The sequence below is a fragment of the Planctomycetia bacterium genome (genome assembly GCA_034440135.1).
Taxonomy (GTDB): domain Bacteria; phylum Planctomycetota; class Planctomycetia; order Pirellulales; family JALHLM01; genus JALHLM01.
Genome location: JAWXBP010000367.1, coordinates 1 through 24,899, shown reverse-complemented (window position 1 = coordinate 24,899; position 24,899 = coordinate 1). Strand labels below are relative to the sequence as shown.

12 protein-coding genes are annotated in these 24,899 nt (G+C 61.0%); 9 read left to right on the top strand and 3 right to left on the bottom strand.

Translation table 11 applies throughout. The features are described from left to right. Positions 1 to 174: 174 nt before the first annotated feature. Positions 175 to 2,055, bottom strand: coding sequence for a hypothetical protein (locus SGJ19_21950; protein ID MDZ4782922.1), 1,881 nt, complete (start codon positions 2,053 to 2,055; stop codon positions 175 to 177). Between the two features lie 345 nt (positions 2,056 to 2,400). On the opposite strand from SGJ19_21950, the gene SGJ19_21945 reads away from it, so the two are divergent. The 4 genes from SGJ19_21945 (at position 2,401) to SGJ19_21930 (ending at position 9,714) form a co-directional block, all read left to right on the top strand. Next, positions 2,401 to 3,000 (top strand): ECF-type sigma factor, encoded by a 600-nt coding sequence (locus SGJ19_21945; protein MDZ4782921.1) that lies wholly within the window; start codon positions 2,401 to 2,403, stop codon positions 2,998 to 3,000. Continuing rightward, on the top strand, positions 2,990 to 5,896 hold the full coding sequence (locus SGJ19_21940) for a protein kinase (GenBank protein MDZ4782920.1): 2,907 nt from the start codon (positions 2,990 to 2,992) through the stop codon (positions 5,894 to 5,896). Before SGJ19_21945 ends, SGJ19_21940 begins: the two co-directional genes overlap by 11 nt. Continuing rightward, on the top strand, positions 5,893 to 8,370 hold the full coding sequence (locus tag SGJ19_21935) for a matrixin family metalloprotease (GenBank protein ID MDZ4782919.1): 2,478 nt from the start codon (positions 5,893 to 5,895) through the stop codon (positions 8,368 to 8,370). Before SGJ19_21940 ends, SGJ19_21935 begins: the two co-directional genes overlap by 4 nt. Before the next feature lie 147 nt (positions 8,371 to 8,517). Then, complete coding sequence (locus tag SGJ19_21930; protein ID MDZ4782918.1) at positions 8,518 to 9,714, top strand: hypothetical protein; 1,197 nt, start codon at positions 8,518 to 8,520, stop codon at positions 9,712 to 9,714. A 254-nt stretch (positions 9,715 to 9,968) separates the two neighbouring features. On the opposite strand, the gene SGJ19_21925 is transcribed toward SGJ19_21930, so the two are convergent. After that, positions 9,969 to 10,664 carry a VIT family protein gene (locus tag SGJ19_21925; GenBank protein ID MDZ4782917.1) on the bottom strand — a complete coding sequence of 232 codons (696 nt, stop codon included), beginning with the start codon at positions 10,662 to 10,664 and terminating at the stop codon, positions 9,969 to 9,971. A gap of 853 nt (positions 10,665 to 11,517) precedes the next feature. On the opposite strand from SGJ19_21925, the gene SGJ19_21920 reads away from it, so the two are divergent. The 4 genes from SGJ19_21920 (at position 11,518) to SGJ19_21905 (ending at position 22,599) form a co-directional block, all read left to right on the top strand. After that, complete coding sequence (locus SGJ19_21920; protein ID MDZ4782916.1) at positions 11,518 to 12,657, top strand: PEP-CTERM sorting domain-containing protein; 1,140 nt, start codon at positions 11,518 to 11,520, stop codon at positions 12,655 to 12,657. Between the two features lie 334 nt (positions 12,658 to 12,991). Further along, a complete protein-coding gene (locus SGJ19_21915; GenBank protein MDZ4782915.1) occupies positions 12,992 to 17,221 on the top strand; it encodes an SdrD B-like domain-containing protein in 4,230 nt (1,409 codons plus the stop codon). 966 nt (positions 17,222 to 18,187) lie between these two features. Continuing rightward, complete coding sequence (locus tag SGJ19_21910) at positions 18,188 to 19,507, top strand: efflux RND transporter periplasmic adaptor subunit (GenBank protein ID MDZ4782914.1); 1,320 nt, start codon at positions 18,188 to 18,190, stop codon at positions 19,505 to 19,507. 23 nt (positions 19,508 to 19,530) lie between these two features. After that, positions 19,531 to 22,599, top strand: a complete 3,069-nt coding sequence (locus SGJ19_21905) for a CusA/CzcA family heavy metal efflux RND transporter (GenBank protein ID MDZ4782913.1) — start codon at positions 19,531 to 19,533, stop codon at positions 22,597 to 22,599. Between the two features lie 805 nt (positions 22,600 to 23,404). On the opposite strand, the gene SGJ19_21900 is transcribed toward SGJ19_21905, so the two are convergent. Continuing rightward, a complete protein-coding gene (locus tag SGJ19_21900) occupies positions 23,405 to 24,322 on the bottom strand; it encodes a hypothetical protein (protein MDZ4782912.1) in 918 nt (305 codons plus the stop codon). Between the two features lie 212 nt (positions 24,323 to 24,534). Between SGJ19_21900 and SGJ19_21895 the strand changes: the two genes are divergently transcribed. After that, positions 24,535 to 24,780, top strand: a complete 246-nt coding sequence (locus SGJ19_21895) for a hypothetical protein (GenBank protein ID MDZ4782911.1) — start codon at positions 24,535 to 24,537, stop codon at positions 24,778 to 24,780. Positions 24,781 to 24,899: the final 119 nt, after the last annotated feature.

The window sequence follows — 24,899 nt, the reverse complement described above, 5'->3', positions numbered from 1 at the left end:
TCCTCAAACGTATGGCCTACGGCTACCGAGACGACAACTACTTCTTTCTCAAAATCCGCCAGGCTTTCCCCGGAATTGGGTGAAGAACCAAAAAAAAGAACGCCGCCAGGCGTCGGCAATTGCCGGCGGCCTGACGGCGAACTCAGGGCAGAGGTCGAGTCCTCCATCGGAGTGTTAGCGTAACCATTTCAACGAAGTAGTCTTGCGCGGGGCGAAGTTGGTCGCACCCGCGAACAAAGCGTCCGCCGCGCTGAAGGCGAGCAACGGCCGAGTTGTTGATGCCTGCGGCGCGGGAGCGGCCGGCGTCAACTCAAGCGTCACCAGGTACTCGGAAGGCGCTCCGACGCCGTAGTACGGATCATGACCGCGCAGCCGCACGGAGTACGTCACGCCGGCCGTGACTTGCCCGGACGCCGAAGTCACGCCGTTCTGCGGTTCGATCTCCAAGACCTTGTTGTCCTGCTGGTACTCGATTTCCAGGTCCGCCAACGGGCCGCTGAGCGAAGCGACCCTGGCCGTCAACGTCCCGCTGACCGCGGGCGTGAACTTGAAGAAATCCTTGTCGTCGTGCGACGCCGAGACGCCGGTGAGCTGAACGAAATTATCGGAGCCCAAATCGAAGCGTTTCGCGAGGTCCTTGTCATTGTTCGGCTCCGCCTCGACGACCAGGTTCGCCGGCTCGCCGCCCGGCTCGCCACCGCCGTCATCTTGCGGCTCGTAACTGACTTTCACGACGTAGTTCGCCGGGTCGTCGTTCGCGCTGCGGACGCGGAGGAAATACACTTGCCCCGCGACGACATCGCCCGAGACCTGATTCAGGCCGTCGTGCGGCTCCGTTTCCAGGACAGTTTCGCTCGCCGAGTTTTCCATCTCGACCGCCGGGTCATTCCCGTTAGTCGACTGCCCCGCGACGTATAGCGTGCCGGACAGCGGCGCGACGAAGCGGAAGTAGTCCTTGTCGTCCGACGAGGTCGAGGTCCCCGTCAGCTCGATCATTTTGTCGGCGCCGAGCGAGAATGCGTTCGCCTGACTCTTAGCGTCGTTCACTTCCGTCTCGGCCAGCGAGTTCGCCGGTTCGGGGCCCGGTTCTTCCGGAGCGAAGCCCTCGAAACTCACGGTGACGGCGTAGTCGGCCGCGTTTTCATTCTTGCTGCGTACGCGCAGGAAGTAGGTTTCCCCTTCGACTACCGCGCCCGATGCCGTGTCCAGTCCGTCGTTCGGCTCGGTTTCGAGAATGTTCACGCTGGCGGAGTTTTCCATTTCAACGCCGGGAACATTTCCGTTCGTGGAACGCACGGTGACAAATAGCGTGCCGGAGGCTGGCGCGACGAACGTGAAGAAGTCGCGGTCGTCTGCATTCGCCGATGTGCCGACCAACTTCGCTTCCGCCAAGGGGGCGACGAAGAATTCCGTTGCCGTCCCCTTCGCGCCGTTCGGTTCGTCTTCTTGCACGATGCCGCCCGGTACCGGTTCGTCCAGTTCGCTGCCGAAATGATTGCGGACCGCATTCAGATCTTCGACATTCACCGTGCCATCGTCGTTCGTGTCGCCGGCGCCGGGGCTGCCGAAGTTGTTGCGCACGTCATTGAGATCGCCGACATTGGTCTGGCCGTCGTCGTTCGCGTCTCCCGGCAAGCGGTTGCCAAGACTCAGCGAGACGGAGTATTCGGCCGCGGCATCGCCGGTCGCTCGGACCCGTACGAAGTACTTGATGCCGGCGTCGATCCGCGTGGCGGCGACGTTCACGCCATCGTTCGGTTCGGTTTCCAGGACGTCCTGACCTTGAGCGGTTTCGATCTCCAACGACGGCAAGACACCGTTCGAGGAACTCACGACGGCCGACAATACGCCGTCGGCCGCGACCGTAAACGTGTAGAAGTCCTTGTCCTGGCTGCCCTGCGAAATCCCCTCCAGGACGACCGGTTCCGCGGCGGAAAGTTCGAACGCCGTCGCGTTCGCGTGCGTGTCGTTCGGCTCCAATTCCACCACGGTCGCTGTCATTAGTTGACGCCGTTCGAACGACTCTAGTCTCAATTTGCGCTGTGGATTCGCCATGACTCGGGGCTCCTGAAAAGGTCTGAAATCTACGAAATCGCCCGCCGAACGACTCCGCTTGGGCACTTTCAGGCGGAGAGTGTGACGAGCTGACTCACCGGAGTGGCTGTTCCGCACACTCCGACTTGCTCAGATGAGTCACTTTCCGCCTCTTCATCCGCCAAGCTGTGGCGAGAAAAACCGCGATATTGCGACGCGACAGGCGGTTTTGGAACACTCAAAAAGGTTGTTTTGAAATCTGTTGTAAGGAGCAGAAAACTTTTTGGCGGATATGATGGATGGAACGGACTACTCTCCACGGAGCCTCGCACACAATTGACGGCTGAACCTGATTCGGAACCTGACATGCCGCTCCTGGAAGGCGAACTGACCGACCGCAGCTTGCTGCGACGGTTTCGCTCCGGCGAGGAGGACGCCGCCACGCGGCTGTACGTCCGCTACGCGCGCCGGTTGGAAGCACTGGCTCGCGCGCAAAGCGGCGCAGCGTTGGCCGCGCGGCTCGATCCCGAGGACATCGTGCAGTCAGTGTTCCGGACGTTCTTTCGCCGGGCCTCGGCCGGGCAGTACGAAATTCCGGAAGGCGAGGAGCTGTGGAAGCTGTTCCTCGTGATCGCGCTCAACAAGATTCGCGCGCAGGGGGCTTATCACCGCGCCGCCAAGCGCGACGCGGGGGCGACCTGCTCGGCGAGTCAGGCTGGCGATGCATTGGAAGCCGCCGCCCGCGAGGATGAGGCGCCATTGCGAATGCTGCAAATCGTGGTCGACGAGTTGCTCGCGGAATTGCCGGACGCGCATCGCAACATGATTGAGATGCGCATTGCCGGGCACGAAGTCAACGAGATCGCCACGGAGACTGGCCGGGCGAAGCGATCGGTCGAGCGGGTGCTACAGCAATTTCGGCAGCGATTGGGAACCTTGATCGGCGATTCGACGCATGGCGACTGAACTGGACAGTATCGTCGAAGCCTACGAACAGGCCCGGGCCGAGGGGCAATCGGTGGCGTTGCGCCGCTTTCTGCCCGCGACTGACAGTGATTCCTATCGCGACGTAGCGTTGGAATTGATGCGGGTCGACCTGGAATACAGTTGGCAGTCCGGACATCCGCGGCGACTCGACGAGTATCTCGACGAACATGGCGACGTCCTGGCGGATCGCGCCGCGCTCGCGGCACTCGCCTTCGAAGAGTATCGCTTGCGCCGAGACGCTGGACAGGCGGTACGGCGGGACGAGTACGCGCGACGGTTCGCCATTGATGTGAGTTCCTGGCCAGACGATGCCGCGCCGACGAGTGCGGCGAAGTTCCCCCGTGTCGGCGATCGCCTGCAGGGCTTCCAACTGATTCGCGAATTGGGCCGCGGCGCTTTTGGGCGCGTGTACCTGGCCGAGCAAGCGGACCTGGCGCATCGACACGTGGTCGTGAAGGTCACGACGGAAGTGACCGTCGAACCGGAACGTTTGGCGCAATTGCAGCATGCCAACATCGTGCCGATCTATTCGCTCCATCGGCACGAAGGTCTGCAAGTGCTGTGCATGCCGTATCGAGGCGACCGCACGTTGGCCGATTGGCTGCGGGAACGACGGGGCACAAATGACAGTTCGCGACGCTCGGCGCATGAAACCGCTGATGCCCGGATCGACGTCACGAACTCCTTCCGCAGCGAAACGACGACGACGCATTCGCGTCACGGAACAGCCGAGACACGGGCGTCCGTGACTTCTGAGACGAGCGCCGGTCGTGTCGACGCAGCACTGCGGATCATCTCGGGTGTCGCCGCTGGACTGGCGCATGCGCATCGGCGAGGAATCATTCATCGCGATCTGAAGCCGGCGAACGTGCTCATCAGTGAGGACGGCACGCCGCTGCTCTTGGACTTTAATCTGGCAACCGAGATGCGCAATCTTGACGCCAACAGCAACGGCGTTGGCGGCACACTGCCCTATATGTCGCCGGAACAACTGCTGTCGCTGGAATCGGGGGAAACGGTCAACGCCGCCAGCGACGTGTACGCCTGCGGCGTGCTACTCGTGGAGATATTGACCGGTGAGCGGCCGTTTTCCGAGATCAATTCCCAAGGCCGTGCCTTATGGCGTGCCATGCGCTCGGAGCGATTGCAGGGCTATTCAGGTTCTGCGGAACTCGCGCAGTTAGCGTCGCGCGATGTGGCGTCGATCGCCCGGAAATGCCTAGCGCCGGAGAGTTCGGATCGCTATGCATCCGCTGCGGAACTGGAAGTGGACTTGCGCCGGCACATCGAGCAACTACCGCTCAGATACGCGGCGAATCGCTCGCTGACGGAACGCGCGCGCAAGTGGGCCAGGCGTCATCCGCGGCTCGGCTCCGGCGCTAGCGTGGGCTTGCTCGCGACAGTGCTGCTCAGCTGCGCGGCGGCGGTGATTTACCTACGAGGTCGCGAGGTCGCCCGCTTGGATGCGGTCAGCACTCGCGAGACGTATTTGCGGAGCGTCCCAGAAATCCGCGCGGCGCTCACGACGCCCGATTTGGATCCGGCGCTCGCGAAACAGGCGACTGACGATGCCGACCGCTTGCTTCGCCCCTACTTCGACGACGCTCGCGACGATTGGCGGGCGGAAGACCGTGTGACGCTCTTGTCTGACTTGGAACAGCAGGCGCTAGTGCGCGACGTGGAGGCAACACGACTCGCGTTCACAAAGGCGATCGACCGACTGCCAAGTGCTGATCGCGATGCTTTGCGGCCGGCCGCCTGGCACAGCTTCGCAACTAGCGACGGCGAAAACAGTGAACCGAGCTTTGCGATGGACGAATTGACGAAACTGCGCGAGGCGACTGGGCGACGGTTGCTCGCGCGCGAATATGTCGCCGCCACGACCGCTGCCAGACGCTGGACGGAACTCGTTCCCCAGGACTTCGAGGCGCAGTTCCTGTTTGGAAATGCCCTCGTCGGTTGCGGCCGTGCGGACGAAGCGGAACTTTGTTTTTCAATCTGCACGGCTCTTTCACCGCGTTCGTTGTTGGCCTTCTACCAGCGCGGCGTGTGCCGGCTGGAACTCCGGATGTGGGATGGCGCCCGGGACGACTTCTCACGCGTGCTAGTAATGCGGCCGCGATTCGCCGCGGCGCTGGTGAATCGCGCCGTGGCCCGTGAAAAGTTGGGCGACTTGCCCGGCGCGATCGACGAACTGACCGCGGCGATCGCCACGGGCGAATCCCCGACTCGCACTTACTTCATGCGGGCGCAACTCTACGCGCGGCTGGGACAGTCGGAGAAGGCCAAGGCGGACCATGAGCGCGGCCTTGCGCTTGCGCCCAACGATGTGCAGAGCTGGATTGCGCGCGGCGTGGCGCAACTGTCGACGTCGCCGGAAAAGGCACTTGAAGATTTCCAGTCCGCGCTCCGAATGAACCCTCGCGAAGCGAACGCATTGCAAAACTCGGCCAGTGTGTTGTCTGGCCCCTTGGAGCGACCGGAAGAGGCGATTGCCGCGCTGTCGAATTTGCTCGAATCCCGTCCGACGAACGCCGACGCCCTCGCGGGGCGCGCGGTGCTTTATGCGCGACTCGGTAGCACCGACGAGGCGCGGGCCGATGTCGTGCGACTGGGAACTTTGTCCCTCGCGGCGGTGCATCCGTATCAAACTGCTTGCGCGTACTCTTTGTTGTCGAACGGTCAGCCGCCTCATCGCGCCGAGGCCTTGCGACTTTTGGCCGTGGCCTTTCAACAGGACGCGCGGCTCGCCGAGCTGGCGCCCCTCGATCCGGATCTCACAGCGCTTCGCGAAGATCCAGAGTTTCAACGAATTATCAGCGCCGCGCAGGCGCTCCGGCAGGCCGGACGAACCGAAACGAACCCACAACCATGATGAAGCCCTCACGCGTTCACCGTCGTAAATTGTCACATCGCCTGGCAAAAGTTGCCGAGCAACTGGAATCGCGCGCGTTGCTTGACGCCACCGGATTCCTCTGGGGCGATGCGCCGCAGCTTACACTCAGATTCGCCGACGAAGGAACCAACGTCGCGGGATTGCATAGCGCGCTTCATGGCACGTTTGATGGTTTGGCCAGCACCGAGGTGTGGCAAGGCACGGTGCTCCGCGCGTTTCAAACCTGGGCGTCGCTCACCAATGGCGATATCGGCGTTGTCGGCGACAGTGGATTGCCGTTCGGCGTGCCAGGCCTTGCGCGCGACGACACTCGCTTTGGCGACGTGCGCGTGGCGGCGGTGCCGCTTGCGGAGGACGTGCTCGCGGTTTCGATTCCGTCCGATACGCTGATCGCCGGCTCCTGGAGCGGTGACGTGCTGTTCAACAGCAATGTCGCGTGGACCAGTTTGGACGATCTGTTCTCCGTCGCCCTCCACGAGGCCGGACACGTCTTCGGCCTGGAGCATAGCGACGACCCCGCGTCGCCGATGCACATCCACGGCGTGTCGAATGCGATCACGCCCACGCCTGCGGACGTCGCGGCCCTCGTGGCGCTTCACGGCGCGCGGATGCATGATCTCAATGAATACGATACCGGCGGAAACGACGGCGCCTCGCTAGGCGTATTGATCGGCAATGAAACGCTGGCGAGCGCAACGCGATTGCAAAAGGCGCAAGACGGCCAAGGCGTCGATGGATCGGCGCCGTCCATCGCGCACGCCGATATCACGACTGATACCGACGTCGACTATTACTGGTTCGACGGGCTTTCGGACTACAACGGCCCGGTGACGATCACGGTGCGGCGGGCCGGGATGAGCCTGTTGGCGTCGAACGTCGAGTTGCTGAATGAGCAAGGCGACGTGCTGCAATCCGCCACGACGGAGTCCCCGTCTGGAGAGAGCGTGACGCTGCAACTGGCCGAGAACGATCGCCACGCGCGCTACTACCTGCGCGTGGCCGGTGTCGACGGCCCCTTCGCCATCGGTCATTACTCCGTCACCGTCTCGTTCGACGAGGTGGTCACCGCCGATCCCGAGCGGGTCGATCGCTTTGCCGGCCGCGAATTCCGCTTCGCCACCGCACATCAAATTCGCGATCTCTTCGAGTTGGGCGCCGACACGCTCTTGAACGATGACGACCACGCCGACGACGATCCGCTCGAGTCGGGCGACTTGGAAACCGCGGTCGGCTATTTGGAGGATACGCGTTACGAGGCCATTGGCAGCATCGCCGACGCCATCGACGTCGACCACTACCGCTTTAAGTCGCCGCTATTCGCGGCCGGATCGAGCGTACCTCTCACCATTTCCATCGATGCGCTGGAAACGGGCGGCCTGATTCCGCAGGTGGAACTGTTCACGGCCGATCAAGATCCCGTCGCGACGACCATTGTCGCCAACGGTAACGGACGGCTCGTCGTGCAATTGTCGTCCGCAACATCGGACGACGAGTATGTGCTTCGCGTGAAGGCCGCGTCCAACGCCGGCAACCATGCGACGGGCAACTACAAGTTGTCGATCGTCTTCGGCAGCCAGGCGATCGAGCTCGTTGACTTCGCCGCCGGGACCTTGAACAGCACAAACCCAGTTCAGTTGCACGCGCTGCACGTCGGGCAGTCGCAACTCATGCACTTGCTGCTCGATCTGACCAGCTCCGCTGCCACCACTGACGGCGTTTGGGCCACGATCTACGATGACGCCGGCGCGGTCCGCGCGCGCGTCGGAGCGCTAGCGGGCGATGCTCGGTCTGGCGGCGCTGTCTTGCTGGAACCGGGCGCCTATACCGTTCAAGTCGCGGGCGTTTCGCTCACGGGCGACGATCTGCACGACGTTCCCTATCGCCTACGCGGCGCCGTCATCTCGGACCCGCTGGGACCCGTCCTGCACGATCCCACCTTCGATCCCGTCTATACCTGCCCCGGCACGGCCGACGTCTATTGCTACCCAGGCGGCGTACAGTCGCAGAGTCCCTATTTGTGGTCCGACTTCATTCAGACGGAGCCCAGCGGCCAGCCGCCGAGTGACCCGAACGATCTGTTCAACAATTGGTGGAACTGGTTCTGGAGTCTGCAACCCGGAGACACAAACGGCGACCAGGCGGTGAACGTGAGTGACCTCAACAACGTCCGCAACAGCATTGGCGAGTCGGGCTACGCACCGCTTGGCGACACGGATGGCGATGGCGTGGTCGGCATTGAGGATCTGAATCGAGTACGCAATAACTTCGGCAATTCCAATGCCCCTCAAGCAGCTGCGCCGAAGCCGATCACCTTGTCCTTGGCAGCAAGCTCCTCTCCGATCCGGCCAACCACGGCGCCAAAGGCATCCGTTAGTGCTGTGGACGTGGTTTTCCGCTCCTATCTGAGCGATATGCACGCCAACCCTGTCCGTCGGCGCCCGCGACTGACCTAATTCGACGGCGCCGCAGAATTTTATTGGCGGGTTCTCGCCCCGCATATCACTCCTCTTGCTGAAGCGACGCGCCGTCGCCAAATTGCCGCGAACGTGTGCCATTGGGCGGCACGCGCGAACGGCCGAACCGCATGAGGAGTCAAAACCATGAAATTCCGCCTTCGTCGATCGAACTGGACCATCGCACATCGCTGGCAACGAGCCCTTGGCGCCGCCGTCGCGCCGACGGTCGCCTTGGCACTCACCGCCACGGCCGCAGGCTCCGGGATTTCCGGGACCATGTCCAACTTCGATGTCTTCAATGAGACCGAAACCGAGGCCCACGGAGCGGAACTGGAGTTGGAGGACGTGCATTCCGTCGATGTGATGAACACGTACCCCTCGCATTTCGATTTCAAGACGATCGAGGAATATAACGAGGGCGGGCGATTCGGCACGCGCATCCGCTTCACCGGATACAACTTTAGCGCCACGGGCTCGCTGGCGCCATCCGTCGGCCAGAATACGAATGGCCATCTCTGCGTGAATGTGCCGGGCTGCGAGCACTTTGGCTTCGCCGTCAGCGCCCAACCCACGGCGACGCGCTACTATTGGCTCGACAGCAATCAGCAGCGTATCGGCGTCACGCCGATGTCAGTGCCGAATCCGAGCTGGACTTACTTTCCGCCCGCCAATCCTGGCGATGCGCCGATGCTGCGTGCTGAAGTCGAAATGCCGGAGCCGGCGGAAGTGCATGAGCAGCGCCCCGACTCGATCTGGATGAAGGTCTACAAAACGGAACTCGACCGCGCCGTCGGGCTCGATGAATTGATGTCCGCCGGCGACATTGTTCCCGAAGACGAGGCGGAAACCGAATCGGAATGGGAACTGTTGGAAGGGGGCAAGATGAAGGGCGTGGACGCCGAGGTCGGCGAACACGGTAAGGCGGTGATTCGCCGCTACGAGTATTTCCGTTACACCGGCCCTTATGACGAAGAGCACGAGCCGCTGTCGATCTTTCTCGACCAAGACATGGATGAGCCGCCCGCGGGCGAATTGGGCGACTTCATCGCCGCCAACATGGTGGCCGCGAATCTCGTAGACTTCGTCGACCCCGTGGCCGGAGACACCAACCAGGACGGCGTCGTCAACATCGTCGATTTGAACAACGTGCGCAACAACTTTGGCGGCGCCGGCCTGGGGGATGCCAACGGCGATGACCTGGTCAACATCGAAGACCTGAACGCCGTCCGCAACAACTTCGGCGCGGGCGACGTACAGCCGGTGCCGGAACCGATGACGCTCGCGCTGTGCGTGATCGGCATCATCTCTTATGTCTGCGTGCGAACACTCCGCACAACGTAGTCCGTGTGCGGCTGAAGGGCCTTACGGCTGGCGAATCGATGACCCTTGAGCCGACCGAAGCGATTCAAAAATGGTATGACCGGATGAGAGGTTCGCGTCTTCTTTGGCCCAGCGGATCGAGATTCCGACTTCGAGCGAGACGACGCGAACCGTTTGTAACACGGTGATGGCGGATTGTTCGTCGAACCCTACGACGGCGACATCGTGGAAAGACCAGACTGGCCGCGCGAACATCGCCCCGAGCCGTGCCGATTTCAAAGACTTGCCCCAAACAATGCGCCGACGCCAGCCGTGAGCGCCATGGCAAATGCGCCCCAAAAAGTCACTCGCAGAGCGGCTTTTACCACGGGCGCGCCGCCCGCGTAGGCGCCGAATCCGCCGAGGAGTGCCAGGAACACGATCGACGTCGCAATGACCACGGGGATCAGCACGGCCGCGGGAGCGATCAGCACGGTCGCCAGCGGCATCGCTGCACCCAGCGCAAAGGTTCCGGCCGAGGCGAAAGCCGCCTGAATGGGGCGGGCCGTCGTCATCTCCGAGATGCCCAACTCGTCGCGCGAATGCGCGGCTAAGGCGTCGTGAGCCATCAACTGCTTCGCTACCTGCTTCGCGAGCGCGTCGTCGAGTCCGCGTTTGACATAGATGGCGGCCAATTCCTCATGCTCGAAGGCGTTATCTGAGGAGAGCTCCTGGCGCTCCCGAGCGATGTCGGCCCGCTCCGTATCGGCCTGCGAACTGACGGACACGTATTCGCCCGCCGCCATCGACATCGCCCCCGCGACCAGGCCGGCCACGCCTGCGACGAGAACGTCACTGCTCGCGGCATGCGCCGCCGCGACGCCGACGACCAGACTGGCGGTGGAAACGATGCCATCATTCGCTCCGAGCACAGCCGCGCGCAGCCAGCCGATGCGATCGGTGCGATGCCGTTCGATATGCAAAGTCCGCATGATGTATCCGTCACTTGAGGGTCTTCTCGTGCCGACCCTGTCGAATCGCATGAGATTCAAGCATTCTAAGGTTAGCAGGTCGACGCAGATTGTCCGACGTGGCGGATTGTCATGCCATTTCCGACTTCCCATGGTAGCGGGTATGCGTGTATGCCCTTGGGACGCCGACCCATGTATTCATACTCGAAGCGGCCGATGCGGTCGCAGATCGCGGCTTCAATTCCCCCTTGCGTTTTCATGGCGGTATATGTTCGCAGAAATCGACAACCGGCGGAGTCGGGGCTTCACACCCTTTCGTGAATTAATTTCGCCTATCTATGGCATCATTCTTGTAACGACCCGGCCAAGCCCTATACTTGCGACTATTCAGGGAACAGTCGACGGGGAAGCGGCGGCGATTCCTGGAGTAAACCTCGGAAGACTTGAAAAAAGGCACCTCGGCATCGCCGGGTGGCTTGTTGACGAGTAAGCCGACATCGCGAAGCGCCATATTGGCATTTCGCCATGTCGGCTTTTTTTGTTCCCCCACTCGAGTTGCTCCTGTTCTCGCGCAAGCGGAGTATGTGATGGAAAGTGATCCCATTGCCGTTGCTGCTACGCCAAGATGGTCACGTACATTTGTTCGAGGTCGGATGCGCACTCTTTGCACATGGCGCGCTAAATGTGCGACATCGCACGCCGCTCAATTCGATTCCCAAGCCGTAGCACCTGAAATCCTCCCATTCGCCGCAGCTTTTCACTTCGGCACGAGAATTGCCTCGTCAACGAAAAAAGCGCTGATCGTACATTTCCCCTGTTTCTCAGAGGTAGCATCATGAGTCGATTCCTGTCCCGCACTTCTCGAGGTCACCGCTTGCAAACGTCGCCGACCGTTTCCATTCCTTGGACCGAGAAATCTTGTGCGTTCGCCTTGCTTGTCGGTGCGGCCCTTTCGCTGTCCCTCGCTCCAAGCGCTGCAAGTGCGGCTGTCGTCGGTTTCTTGGGAAACTTCGACGTCATCAATGATACAGGTCAAACGGCATATGGATTTGAGATCGAACTCGAAGGCATCCACAGCTCCGAAATCACAGATGTCTTTGGCGGTCCTGGCCGCGGATTTCCCACCGGTCGGGGATTTGATCCGGCCACGAGCGTGGAGCGCTATGGAAGCCCCACGATTACGGAATACACAAACGGGGCGGTGTTCGGCACGAAGGTGACGTACAGCGCCCTCTACGATGGCGCCAGTTGGGATTTCGGCACCCCGAGCGGAACCTTCATCACACCGGGGGATAACTGCTGGTCCGGCGGCGGCCTGGGCTACGGTCCCGACACGCCGTGCGATCACTTTGGCATCGGCACTTTCGGCAACGCCACCAAAACCACGTACAGCTGGCTGCATGAGGTTTCGCCAGGTGTATTGACCACTGCCACCGGCATCGTCCAGCTTCCGGCACCAATGTGGACTGTTATTCCTCCTGACCCGCAGCTTCCGCCTGCCCCGCCTCAAGTCGTCGCACACATCGAGGCGCCTGATCCGGCGCAAGGAGCAGAGTTCGGTGAAGCTCTCTGGGTCAAAGTGTTCACGACCGAGTTCGAGGATGCGATCGAGTTAGAAGAGCTCGTGGGCGACAATGCCCATGTTCAGGGAGCAGAAACCGAAATCGAGTGGCAACTCTTGCAGAAGGAGTTCAACAACCCGCTGTCGGGACAACTTGAAAGCGGTTACGGCGCTCCTGTCGGAGCGAATGCAGCGTCGATCCTGCGCCGCTACGAGTTCTATGAATTCAGCGGTGTGTATGACCCTGAGAACCATGAAGCCCAATTTGATCCCGGCTTTGGCGACTCCAATCCCGGCCCGAATGACGTCGGCACCTACTTGGGTTCGCAGAACGCAGCGGCCAACTTAGTGCCGGAGCCGCAGAGCTATGCGCTGATGATTATCGGACTCGGCGTGTTGGGTTCGTATGCGGTGGCCCGACACCGCAAGACTGGCGGCGCGTTAGCCGGTTGATATTTGTTTTCACGGTTGGCGAGCGCGAGGTCGGGCCCGAGCCGGCCACTTGGATCCTGCTGGCGCTGGGCGTCTGCGGATTATTTCACAAATTTGCCAACCAATGTGGCGGATAAGGCGATCCAATCCCACTCCACAGATTAAAGAGACTTGCGTCGGCGGAAATGATCCGCCGAGCAATCTAAACATCGTCACTCACGAATCATGGCGTATTGAGCCAACTGCGTGAGTCTCGACCTGACATTGCGGCCTGTGCGACTACGCGCGCACGGCCGCCCCCGCCCGTCAGCCGTCGAGCATAGCCAACACTTGCCCTCGCATAAGGAAATCGGTCATGCGTCGACTCACCACGGCTCGCTCACTTAGCTCCGCCCGCAAGACTTCCTGGACGCGACCGCGCGGCTCATTGCGTCGGCAAACGCTGCGTTCGACCGGCTTCGAATCGCTGGAGCAGCGTTCGCTGCTGGCCGTGCTCGTGTCCGACGCGCTGTCAGGAACCGCGGATACGACGATCGGCGGCACGATCTACAACGATTTGGACGGCAACGGCATCCGCAACAACGGCGAGGACGGGGTGCAAGGTTGGACGGTCTACCTCGACTTGGACAACAGCGGCACGCTCAACACCGATGCGGTGGGAGACACGGAACCCTCCGCGGTGAGCAATGTCGACGGCGACTACGTGATTCGTTTCCTGAAGCCATCGACATACCGCGTGGCCGAAGTCGTGCAGGAGGGTTGGCGGCCGACCGGCCCCGTTTCGCGCGACGTAAAGGTCAACCAAAGCCAAGATGCTGTGGCCGATTTCTTCAATTTCGCGGGCGCCACGATTGAGGGGACCGTCTGGAACGACTTGAACGCGGACAGCATCCGCGATGTGGACCCGGACAGTGGCGAGTTCACCGACCCTGGCCTGCCCGGTTGGACGATTTTTCTCGATCTGAACAAGAACCAGAATCCCGACGTGGGCGAGCCGACTGCGCTGACAGATGAGACTGGCTTCTATGCGTTCACCGACGTGCCGGCCGGAGATTACCGCGTCGTGGAAGTGATTCCCGACGGCTGGGAAGTGTCGCCGGAGTTCGACAATCGCCAAGACGTGGAGCTGTTTCCGCTCGACACCGCGGTGGCCGACTTCGCCAACTTCAGCACCACGAGCGGGTCGCTCCGCGGCACGATTTGGAACGACGCCAACATCGACGGCATTCGCAACACCGATCCGGACACCGGCGAATTCACCGAGCCGGGCCTGGCCGATTGGACCGTGTACCTGGATGTGAACTTCAACTTCGAGCAAGACCCGGGCGAACCGACCGCGGTGACGAACGCGAGCGGCGTCTACGCGTTCGTTAGTCTACCTGTGGGCGACTACGACGTCGCCGAGGTCCTGCCGGAAGGGTGGAACCTGTCGCCCGAATTCGACGGACGTTTCACGGTCACGGTCGACGCCGGCGCTGAGACGATCGCGCCGGATTTCGCGAACTTCAACGTCACCAACGGTTCGCTCCGCGGCACGATCTGGAATGACGTGAATCGCAACGGCCTTCGCGACGCCGACCTGTCCGGCGCCTTCACGGAGCCGGGGCTGGTGAACTGGACGGTGTTCTTGGACTTGAACCGGAATGGCTCGCTCGATGAACTGGAGCCCACAGCGCTGACCGACGCCGACGGCGTCTACACCATCGCCGATCTGCAAGTCGGCGAATACAAGATTCGCGAGATCCTGCCGGCCGGTTGGGAACCCGCGCCGACGTTCGGCGACAGCGAGTCGGTTACAGTGTTCTCCGGCGTGGAAACCATCGCGCCGGACTTCGCCAACTTCCAGATTGTGGAAACCTTGCCGGCCAACATCGAGGGCACGGTCTGGGAAGACGTCGACGGCGACGGCGTGCGCGATTTCGATCCTGAATCGGCCACGTTCACCGATCCCGGCCTGGCTGGCTGGACGTTGTTCGCCGACTTGAACCACAACGGCGTGGCCGATGGCGGTGAACCGCAAAACGTCTCCGCCGCGGATGGCAGCTACGCGCTCGCCGGCCTGACGCCCGGCACGGTGACGATCGTCCAGCAAATCCCTGCTGGCTGGCGTCCCACCGCGCCGCCGTCGACCAGTCAAACCGTTTCGCTGCGCAACGGCGACGCGGTCTCGAATCTGGACTTCGGCAACGAGCGGATCAAGGACTCCGTCATCCGCGGCACGGTGTTCGCCGATGCGAATCGCGATGGTGTGCGCGGCGTTGATGAACAAGGATTGGGCGGCCTGACCGTCTATCTGGATCTGAATAACGACTCGATCCTTGATCCAGCGGAGCCGCAACACAGCACGTCCGCTGATCAATTCTACACACCAGCGGTTGACGAAGCGGGCGCCTATGCATTTACGCATCTGGCGCCGGGCACTTATACGGTCCGCGTGATCGTTCCGGCCAAATTGAGCGCGACGCCCGCCGCGCAACTGGAGCATGTTGTCACTGTCGCCGCCGGTGAGGAACGCTCAGGCGTCGATACCGCGGCGGTGTTCCGTCCGAATGAAATCCACGGGGTGCGATTTCACGACGCGAATCGGAACCATCAACGCGACGCGGGCGAAGCGGGACTGCCCGGTGCAACCGTCTACGTCGACTACGACCGGGACAACGTGATGGACGACGACGAACCGCGCGTCGTCACAGGAGACGATGGTTCTTATTCCTTTGGGGACCTCTCGCCGGGCGCCTATGTCGTGCGCGAGTTCGAATCGCCCGGCTACGAGCAAACGTATCCCACGACGGTCGACGGCATCCTCTGGCCGGATGGCGTCAGCAATCCGGCGATGGGGAATGTCGATCCGTCGAGCATCACCATGTCGTTGGCGGAAGGCGAGAGCCACCCGCAAACGGTCAGCATCACGTTGCCGCAATCCGGCGCGCTGACGAACATGGTCGACGTGTTCCTGCTGTTCGATGACACAGGCAGTTTCGTCAACAACAGTCCGATCGTGCGGAGCGCCTTCCCAGACATCATCGCCGCCTTGCAAGCCTCGCTGCCGGGCATTGACTTGGGCTTCGGCGTGGGGCGTTTCGAAGAGTACGCGAATTACGCTTCGGAGTACGCGGAGGGACGGCCGTTCGTGCTGAATCAGCCGATCGTGGCGGCCACCAATCCCGATTACATGGCGTCCATCCAAGCGGCCCTCAATCGCACGGCGCCCGGCTACGGCGGCGACGGACCGGAAACCGATATCGAGGCGCTCTATCAACTCGTCACGGGGTTGGGATTCGACGGGAACAACAATGGTTCCGTGTTTGACAGCGGGCCGGCTGGAATGGCGCACACGCAACTTAATCCTGGCGCCAGCGGCGACGTGCCGTCGTTCGCATCGTTTCAAGCGGACACGGCGAACGGCGTGCTGGCCCCCAGCGGCAATGTGGGAGGCGCTGGCTTCCGCGCCGGCGCGTTGCCAATCATTCTGACCGCGACCGACATCGGCTTCGCGTACCAACCGTTTGGCGAAGCAATCATCACGGGCGTCGGCGGCGCGACGCTGCCGATCGGCGCGTTGACGGGAACTTCGCGACCTGACACCCCGTTTGGCGCGGGTGCCGGCATTCAAGAAACGATCACGGCGCTCAACGCCTTGGGGGCACTGGTGATCGGGTTGGGCACCAATGCAGAAGCGAACTTCGACCCGCGCCAAGGGCTCGAAGCGTTGTCGACGCTCACCGGCGCCGTTAACCACTCCACCGCAACGATCGACAATGGCACCATCGATCCGATCGCGCCAGGCGACCCGCTCTACTTCCAGATCGCTTCCGGCTTCGGCGCCAGCGTGGCCAGCGGCATCACGAATGCCATTCAAAACGCGGTGACCAACGTGGCGGTGAATATCGACGTCCAGGCGTCGGACCCGCGCGTGAAAATCCTCAATCATACGGGCGTGTTGAACAACCTGGCCTCGGGCGCCACGGCAACGTTCGACATCGAGTTCGTGGGAGATGGCATTCCGCATCGCTTTGACCTTCAGTTCGTCCGCGCAGGTACGAACGTCGTGCTCGGCTCGATTCCGGTCGTCATTGGCACGCCCATCCCCGGCGATGGCTACGAATTCGAGGACCTGGAAGAAGGCGAGATTGAGGATCACTCGGACTTCGGCAGCGCGTCCGTCGCAACGCTTTTGGGCGACACCAATCACGACGGCCACGTGAATATCGTCGACCTGAATAACGTGCGGAACGACTTCGGTGCGTCCGGACCAGGAGTGACCGGCGACACGAACGGCGACTTGGTCGTGAATATCGTGGATCTGAACAACGTGCGCAACAATTTTGGCGCATCGCTGGACGGAGCGCCGGCGGCGGCGCCGGTCACGCTCGTCGCGTCGTCGAACGTGCCAACCTCTCCGTCGCGAATCGCGCCGAAGGTGATGACAAGCGTCACTTCGCTGGCGAAAGACTCCGTGACCGTGCATGGTGAGGCGCTGCAACAAGTTTTGGCTCAAGGCGTGAGCGATCGTTTCGAAACCGTACTCGACCAGATCGTCAAAGCCTGGCCCAACGTGAAGCTCAAACGGGGCGGACGACGGTAGTTCAGCGATGCAAATGACCATCCGAATGACTGCACACAGCTTTGTCGAGATGCACCCTACTGAGCCATGAACATCTCCGAAACCACGGTCTCGGTCTACGCCGCCGTTTCCTGGGCATCTCACAGCCTTCTGAGACGGATTCTCGATACGCGTCTCCGAAGTCTCGGCGTTGCCAATTGCGAATGCTTGAACATCGATTACAATGAGAGACATGCAATGTTGGCGCCCTATTCGCCGCTCGCACCGACGCGCCGTCGCGTGGGCGATGGTGGTAGCGATGCTGTTTACTTCGCTGCACTGCACGCTTCACGCTGCTGAAGCGGCTGTGGCGCAGCCGTCCGAGTGTCACGCCACCGAAGTGCCGCATCGGAAAGCGCCAGCGCCGTGCGAACACGAATCAGGATGCTTGTGTCGCGGCGCGATTGTGGCGAAATCCGTTGACGTGCCGTGCATCTTCGCGGCAGGGGAATGGATTCACGACTTGGCGTTTTCATCCGCCCCCCATTTCTTGATCCCGGCGTCGACAATCGTCGCGACGGCGAGCTTGAAACCTGGAGGGGACTCCCCCCCTGCCATTTCTGGGAGGGCATTGCGCGCCTGGGTTGGCTCGTTGCAGTGTTAGCTATCTTCGCGTTACGCCTTCTCGCGTACAACCCGGGCGGACGATCGCCTTTGAATCGAGCATTGTGAACCGGCGGTTCGTCCGTCACGGCACTTGTGCTGATTTCTTCAGATTTGGCGCGCCTTGCCTTTTCACTTTCGTGAAGCGGAGCAACTCCGATGTCCGTAATCGCCCCGATCGCGAGCCCTTCGTCAAAGCGCAGGCCACGATTCGCCGCATTGCGCCTCCTGTGGGTCGCAATGGCCACGATGGCACTAGCTGGCGTCTCCTCGCTTAGCTGGTGGACTTTTTCCAGCGTCGGCACGTCGGTCGTCGACGCGCCGGACAAGTCCGTCAGCAGTGAGATGGCGACTGCCGATGTTCGGATAAGCGAAAGCCAGGAACGTGCCGCCGGAATCCATTGCACTCCATTGGTTAAGCGAACTATTCACCCTCTACGGTCCATCCCCGCCACTGTCCAGTATGATCCCGCGCGGCGTGTCGACATCATTGCGCCCGTGGACGGCGTCGTTACCGAGGTACTCATGGTCGCAGGGCAAGCAATTCGAGCCGGCGAACCACTCGCAAAGATGAGTGGCGAGGAGATCGGTTTGGCAAGAAATGAACTGCTTACAAGTGAAGCGGAGCTTGGCGCGGCGAAGCTCGCGGCCGAGTGGCATCGCCATGTCGAAAGGCACTTGATGCAACTCCTGGACAGGTTAACTGAGGATCCCGAAGTGGAATTCATCGAACAGGAATTCGCTGAACGCGAGCTGGGGAACTACCGGGGACATGTCTTTGGCGCCTATGCCAAACTTCGATTAGCCGAGGCACTGGCGGACAATGCCGACGCGCTATCTGCCGGTGGAATCGTCACTGCCCGAAACGCCGCTCAGCGGAGCGGTGATTTGCAAATCGCGCGAGCCGAGTTCGTCGGGACTTGCGAGGAGTCTCGATTCGCGTGCGCGCAGGCCACGTCAGCTTCCCAAAAACAGCTGGATCAGGCGGAACGGCTTGTCCGCGTGCGGAAGGAACAACTCTTGGCACTTGAGGGCTCGATGGCCATGAATACAAACAGCGTTCAGACATCACCAAAACTCAATGAACTGGTGATCCGGGCCCCCTGGAACGCCAATATCACTCGTGTGGAGGTGGCGACGAACTCAAGGGTTGTAGTTGGACAGCACATGGCGGAATTGGTGGACGTATCGCGACTTTGGATCGCTGCGGCGATCCATGAGCGCGATCTGGCCGGAGTAAGCGTACAAGGAGGCGAACCAATGACAATCTCGTTTTCCGCTTTCCCGGATGATCATTTCACTGTGACCGCAAAACATCTGGATGCCCGCATGGACGCTGAGACTCGCTCGGTGTCGCTGATTGCCGAAGTGGAGAACCCCGATGGTCGGCTCAGGCCCGGCATGTTCGCTTGGCTTCAACTACCGAACGCGGCGCCACGCGACGCGATCGTGGCCCCGCAGTCCGCCCTATTGCGGCACGACGGTCGCGCGTTCGTATTCGTGCGAAAGAGTAGAGGTCGTTTTCGTCGCGTGGAAGTGAAGTCCGGATGGAAAGATGACAGTTCGGTGGAACTGACAGGTGAGATCGAACCCAATCAGGAAGTGGTCGACCAGGGCGCCTTTGTCCTCAAGAGCATGCTGCTGCTGGAACAAGAAGCCGAATAGGCCTAAGAACAAGAAGATCATTCATGCTGACCGCTCTCATCGAACTCTCGCTCGCCAATCGCGTGTTGGTAATTGTCCTCGTTTTGCTGATTGCAGCGGGAGGGCTATATTCCGCCGCGACCCTGCCGATCGACGCCGTGCCAGATATGACCAACGTACAGGTTCAAGTCATCACCGATGGCGGTTCCATGTCGCCGCTGGAGGTCGAGCGTTATCTGACTTATCCGGTGGAAGCCGCGATGAATGGCTTGGCGGATGTCGAGGAATTGCGCAGTGTCTCGAAATTTGGGATTTCCGTCGTGACGGTTGTATTTGGCGAAGGCGTAGATATCTATCGCGCTCGACAATTGGTCAACGAGCGGCTCGTGGAAGCGAACTCGCGAATTGCGGCGGGACGAGGCGACCCAAAGCTGGGCGCCTTGAGCACGGCCCTCGGTGAAGTGCTTCAATTCGAAGTCCGCGGCGACGGTTACACGCCGATGGAATTGCGCAGCATCTTGGAATGGGACATCGCTCCACAGTTGCGGCGCGTCGCAGGCGTGACCGACGTCAATTCGCATGGCGGACTCTACAAATCCTACGAAGTCGCCGTCGATCCCGAGCGACTGGCGAGTTCAGGCTTTTCGCTTGAGGAAATCGTTGAAGCGTTGGAGCGAAACAATGCCAGCAGCGGTGGAGGCTACATCGTCCATTTTGGCGAGCAGCAGTTCTTGCGAGGCGAGGCTCTCCTCAAGAGTGTGAAAGATATTGAGGACGTCGTGGTTCGCAGCCAGCTCGACAGCGTTCCGATCTTGATCAAGGACTTGTGTGACGTACAGATCGCCCCCCTCACCCGGCAAGGGCTCGTCACGCGAGACGGTCGAGGCGAGGTCGTTACCGGAATGGTGATGATGTTGTTGGGAGAGAATTCGCGTACAGTGGTCCAAGCGGCCAAGGAGCGAATCGAAGAAATCCAAGGCACGTTGCCGGCGGGAGTCACGATCGAAGTCATCTACGATCGCGCGGACTTGATCAATCGGACGCTGCATACTGTGCTGAGCAATTTGGTAGAGGGCGGCGTCCTCGTGATCGTGGTGCTGCTCGTCCTCTTGGGAAGTATCCGAGCCGGCTTGATCGTGGCTTTGGCGATTCCACTATCTATGCTCTTTGCCGCGAACCTCATGCAGGCCACCGGAATCACCGCGAGCCTCATGAGCTTGGGAGCGATCGATTTCGGGCTCATTGTGGATAGTTCAGTGATCATGATTGAGAATTGCATGCGACGGCTCGGGCATCGCCAACCAGAGCACGCTGTCGCCGACGTAGTGCGCGACGCCGCTGTCGAAGTCCGCAAACCCACGATGTTCGGCGAGTTGATTATCGCGGTCGTTTATTTGCCGATCCTGACGCTCGAGGGGACGGAAGGAAAGTTGTTCCGGCCAATGGCCTGGACGGTGCTGTTCGCGCTGGCCGGCTCGCTCGTCCTGTCGCTGACGCTGATGCCCGTCTTGGCGTCCTTTCTCTTGCCGGCGAACACGACCGAGAAGGACGTCCTATTACTCCGATTGGTAAAGCGCATTTATCGCCCCTGCCTTGCCTTTGCCGTGGATCGTCCCGTGCTAGTGTCTTTTGTTGCCATCGGTCTCCTCCTCGGTAGCCTGCCGATCGCGGCACGGCTCGGCGCCGAATTCATGCCGCGGCTTGATGAGGGAGACCTCTTGATCGAAGCGAATCGCCTGCCCAGCGCCACGCTGGAAGACGCTGTCACGATGTCCGACCGCGTAGAGCACATGCTCCTCGAGTTTCCTGAAGTGAAGACCGTATTTTGCAAGACGGGACGACCGGAGATCGCCAACGACGTGATGGGGGTTCAGCAAACTGATATCTGGGTCATGCTCCGACCGACTAGCGAGTGGCCTGAGCAGAAGTCGCGAGAAATGCTCATCGAAGAGATGTCCGCTCAACTAGACCAGCAGGTGCCGGGCGTGAACTTTGGCTTCACTCAGCCAATCGAAATGAGAGTTGACGAACTAGTGGCGGGCGTCAAAGCCGATGTAGCGGTTTTACTGTATGGGGACGACCTGCAGCTGCTCGCGCGAAAGGGCAAGGAAATCGAATCGGTGCTGGCAAAGATTCCAGGCGCGGCCGATGTCAAAGCGGACTATCAAGCCAATATCACCTCGCTCACCATTCGAGCGAAGCCGGAACAATTGGCGCGGCATGGCATCACGGCCGCGGCCGTCATGGATACGGTCGCGGCGCTCGGCGGAGTGCCAGTGGGCGAGGTGTTCGAAGGGCGCGCCTATTACCCGATCGTCGTACGTGTTCCTCAGAATTGGCGCGAAGAGCAGTCTCGACTTGAACGCATCCCCATCACGTCTCCTGGGGGCGTGCCGATTCCACTCGGCGAATTGGCCGACATTGAACTGGAAGAATCGCCGCCTGGCATTGAGCACGAGGCCACGCGTCGCCGCACATTCGTGTCGGCGAATGTGCGCGGCCGCGATGTGGCAAGTTTCGTGAATGAGGCCAGATCAAGAGTCACGAGCAGCGTGAAGTTGCCGCCAGGCTACACCCTGCAATGGGGAGGCGACTTCGAGAACTTGCAGTCCGCCAGCCTCCGACTGGCGATCATCACGCCTATCGTACTATTAATGATCTTTCTGCTTCTTTACACGACGTTTAAATCGGCGTCTTTGGCAGTGCTGATCTTTCTGGCCGTGCCGATGGCGGCGTCGGGAGGTGTGGCCGCGTTGGCGCTTCGGGAAATGCCGTTCAGTATCTCCGCTGGCGTCGGCTTCATCGCGCTCTTCGGCGTGGCGGTGCTCAACGGACTCGTCTGGGTGAGTTCCGCGGAGAGTATGCGGCTTACCGGAGTGCCGCTTCGTGAAGCTGCCTTTGAAACGGGACTCGTTCGCATTCGGCCCGTTCTGATGACGGCGATGGTGGCAAGCTTAGGCTTCTTGCCCATGGCTCTGTCCACGTCTGCCGGCGCGGAGATTCAACGCCCGCTCGCGAGCGTTGTCATCGGCGGATTGGTAACGTCGACGTTGCTGACAGCGCTCGTGATTCCGGCGATCTACCCGTGGTTCTGCCCTCGGCAGTCGTTGTAATGATCGTAGCGGTCCGGCAATCGAATTGGCGAAAGTACAAGAGACGCCCTAGATCCAACTTTGACGTTTAGCAGAAGGAAACTTGTGCTCTCGACTGTGTGACCTTGGTGTGAGTTGTGATGCGTAGTAGTGGACGTACGACGTCGCGCGACTGGAAGGTCACTTGCTGGCTGTTGCAGCGCGTCGAAGGCCTGGTGAAACGCCATGCCGCTCACGCTGTAAAGGTGCGACTCGTCCGATTCGGCGCAGATCGTGGCTACGAGCATGCCGCCCGTGCGATTCTCCGGGTCGGCAGCAAAAAAAGTCGTCGAAGTCGTCCACAGTTCTGCCCATCAGGCCGGCGGGCTGGCCTACGTTGCCGCTCAGCGTGCGTTAACCGAAGTGGAATCGACGGTCGCCCTGGCCGTTGTGCCCGCCGAGGCAGTGCGATGTCGATCTCATTTGGCCGCCGCGCCAGCGATGCACACGCCGAATACTAGGCAGCCAGCAGCAGAATGAAATCCACCAAGCTCGTCGACACATCAGTGCGCTGGCCCGACTCTTCAACTCCCAAGCCTTGCCACCGACACCTTCACTAGCAGACATCAATACCAACACTGGCCGTTAGTGACAGTGTCAAGCAAAGACTGGCTCCTCTATCTGCTGACGGGATGTCGTCACCGGTGATGATACTGCTGCAGTGGCATTTTTCTCAACCTGGATGGCTGTCCCGACGATGCCGACGCCTGCGCGACGTACAACGCCTTCGCATTGTAATTTGTGCCGGGCTGGCAGGACGTTTGCTCTCAACTCCATAGAGCGTTAATCATTCCAGTTCACCGAACCTGAGAACCAGCGTGTACTCCGGGTCGCTTTGGCTGCCGCCACGGACGATCAGCACGTGGTCCGCGGCGCCGCCTTCCTCAATAGCCGCGCGTAGTTTGGAAATCGCCTTGCGTACGCGTTGACTTGCCTTCTGGTACTCTTCGCCCGTTGCGTCCATGTCGCGGGCCGTTTCGATCCCGTCGATTGCCCGCTGCACTTCCGCCAGCGTACAGGCTCGGCCCACAGGAGATGCAAGCAGCCAAAACAGCCTGTTCACCTGCGTGTCGTGCCCCAGGTACATTCGCTTTCCCATGCACCAGGCGATGCGTATGTCGTGCTCATCTCGGCGAATGCTGGCGTCTTCAGCCATTCGCTTCGTTAGTCGTACGGGTGGCTGGCTGCCGCTCAGGATCGGCGTTTCGCCCCGAGCGATCTTGAGCCGCAGCGCCTCCCGTTTGGCCCAAGCGATGGCCCAATCATAAATCTCCGCCATCGTCATCGGCCCTGGCTCTTGTTCGGCCAGCCGCGCCAGCTCCTGCCACTCCACCAAGTCGTTCGGCGGATCAAAGCCGTGCGCCGCCAGGTTGTCCTTCAACTGGCCGTGCGACTGCTGAATCTCAGCCGTCAACTCAGCGAACGCCTGCTCTTGCGCGGCTTGAAATGGGGCCAACTTGGCCTGCATCCATTGCTGCTGCTCGCCGACAAGTTCCTTCAGCAGATTTTGGAAGGCCGCGCATTCACTTTCGATCGTCTCCATGACTTGTCGCTGCGCTACGCCGATGGCGTTGATTCCAGCCGCAAACGCCCGCAGTCGAAAGGCGGCCTTGGCCATGGACCGCTGGACCTGGGGATCATCGGCAATCGCGGCCACGAAGGCCTCCCCAGCGCGGATCGCTGAACTGTTCTCCTTGTCGCTCATGGTGATACCGATCCTCGGAGAAACGTCTTGAGCTCGTGCATCTTATCGCGCCGCCACCCACGCCAACATTCCGGTCGATGCACGCCGTTCCCCGAAAAAGGTCACGCAGTTCCCGAGCGACGGTCACGGAGTTCCCCACATTTATAGATAGAGGGCCATATCGCGGATGGGGAACATCCGGCAGCGGATGCCAGCCAAAAGGGAACCAGTTCATGTCCGAGCCTGAAACACTGTTGACCGTCGGAGAGATCGCAAGGCGATTGGGACAGCCCTTGCATCGCGTTGAGTACGTCATCCGCACCAGAAACTTTCCACCTGCGGGCTGGGCCGGGCACGCTCGCGTGTTTCACGACGCCGACTTGATGCGGATTGCGTCAGAGCTGGCTCGCATCGATCAGGAGCGCGGGGAAAGCCAGACGGATGGGCCGCTCACGGAGGACAATACGCATGGAGCTTGACAGCCCCCACGTACCGGCGAGCGCCTCGGCACGACAAGTCGCGCAGCGCTACCTCGAACGCGGCTGGTCCGTCATACCCGTGCCGCACCGCAGCAAGAACCCGGGCTTCAAACGCTGGG

Bases quoted from the DNA above. Each gene is read 5' to 3' on its own strand.
- SGJ19_21925 (MDZ4782917.1), bottom strand. From the start codon at position 10,664: ATGCGGACTTTGCATATCGAACGGCATCGCACCGATCGCATCGGCTGG.
- SGJ19_21930 (MDZ4782918.1), top strand. From the start codon at position 8,518: ATGAAATTCCGCCTTCGTCGATCGAACTGGACCATCGCACATCGCTGG.
- SGJ19_21915 (MDZ4782915.1), top strand. From the start codon at position 12,992: ATGCGTCGACTCACCACGGCTCGCTCACTTAGCTCCGCCCGCAAGACT.
- SGJ19_21950 (MDZ4782922.1), bottom strand. From the start codon at position 2,055: ATGGCGAATCCACAGCGCAAATTGAGACTAGAGTCGTTCGAACGGCGT.
- SGJ19_21910 (MDZ4782914.1), top strand. From the start codon at position 18,188: ATGGCGACTGCCGATGTTCGGATAAGCGAAAGCCAGGAACGTGCCGCC.
- SGJ19_21935 (MDZ4782919.1), top strand. From the start codon at position 5,893: ATGATGAAGCCCTCACGCGTTCACCGTCGTAAATTGTCACATCGCCTG.
- SGJ19_21940 (MDZ4782920.1), top strand. From the start codon at position 2,990: ATGGCGACTGAACTGGACAGTATCGTCGAAGCCTACGAACAGGCCCGG.
- SGJ19_21945 (MDZ4782921.1), top strand. From the start codon at position 2,401: ATGCCGCTCCTGGAAGGCGAACTGACCGACCGCAGCTTGCTGCGACGG.
- SGJ19_21905 (MDZ4782913.1), top strand. From the start codon at position 19,531: ATGCTGACCGCTCTCATCGAACTCTCGCTCGCCAATCGCGTGTTGGTA.
- SGJ19_21895 (MDZ4782911.1), top strand. From the start codon at position 24,535: ATGTCCGAGCCTGAAACACTGTTGACCGTCGGAGAGATCGCAAGGCGA.
- SGJ19_21900 (MDZ4782912.1), bottom strand. From the start codon at position 24,322: ATGAGCGACAAGGAGAACAGTTCAGCGATCCGCGCTGGGGAGGCCTTC.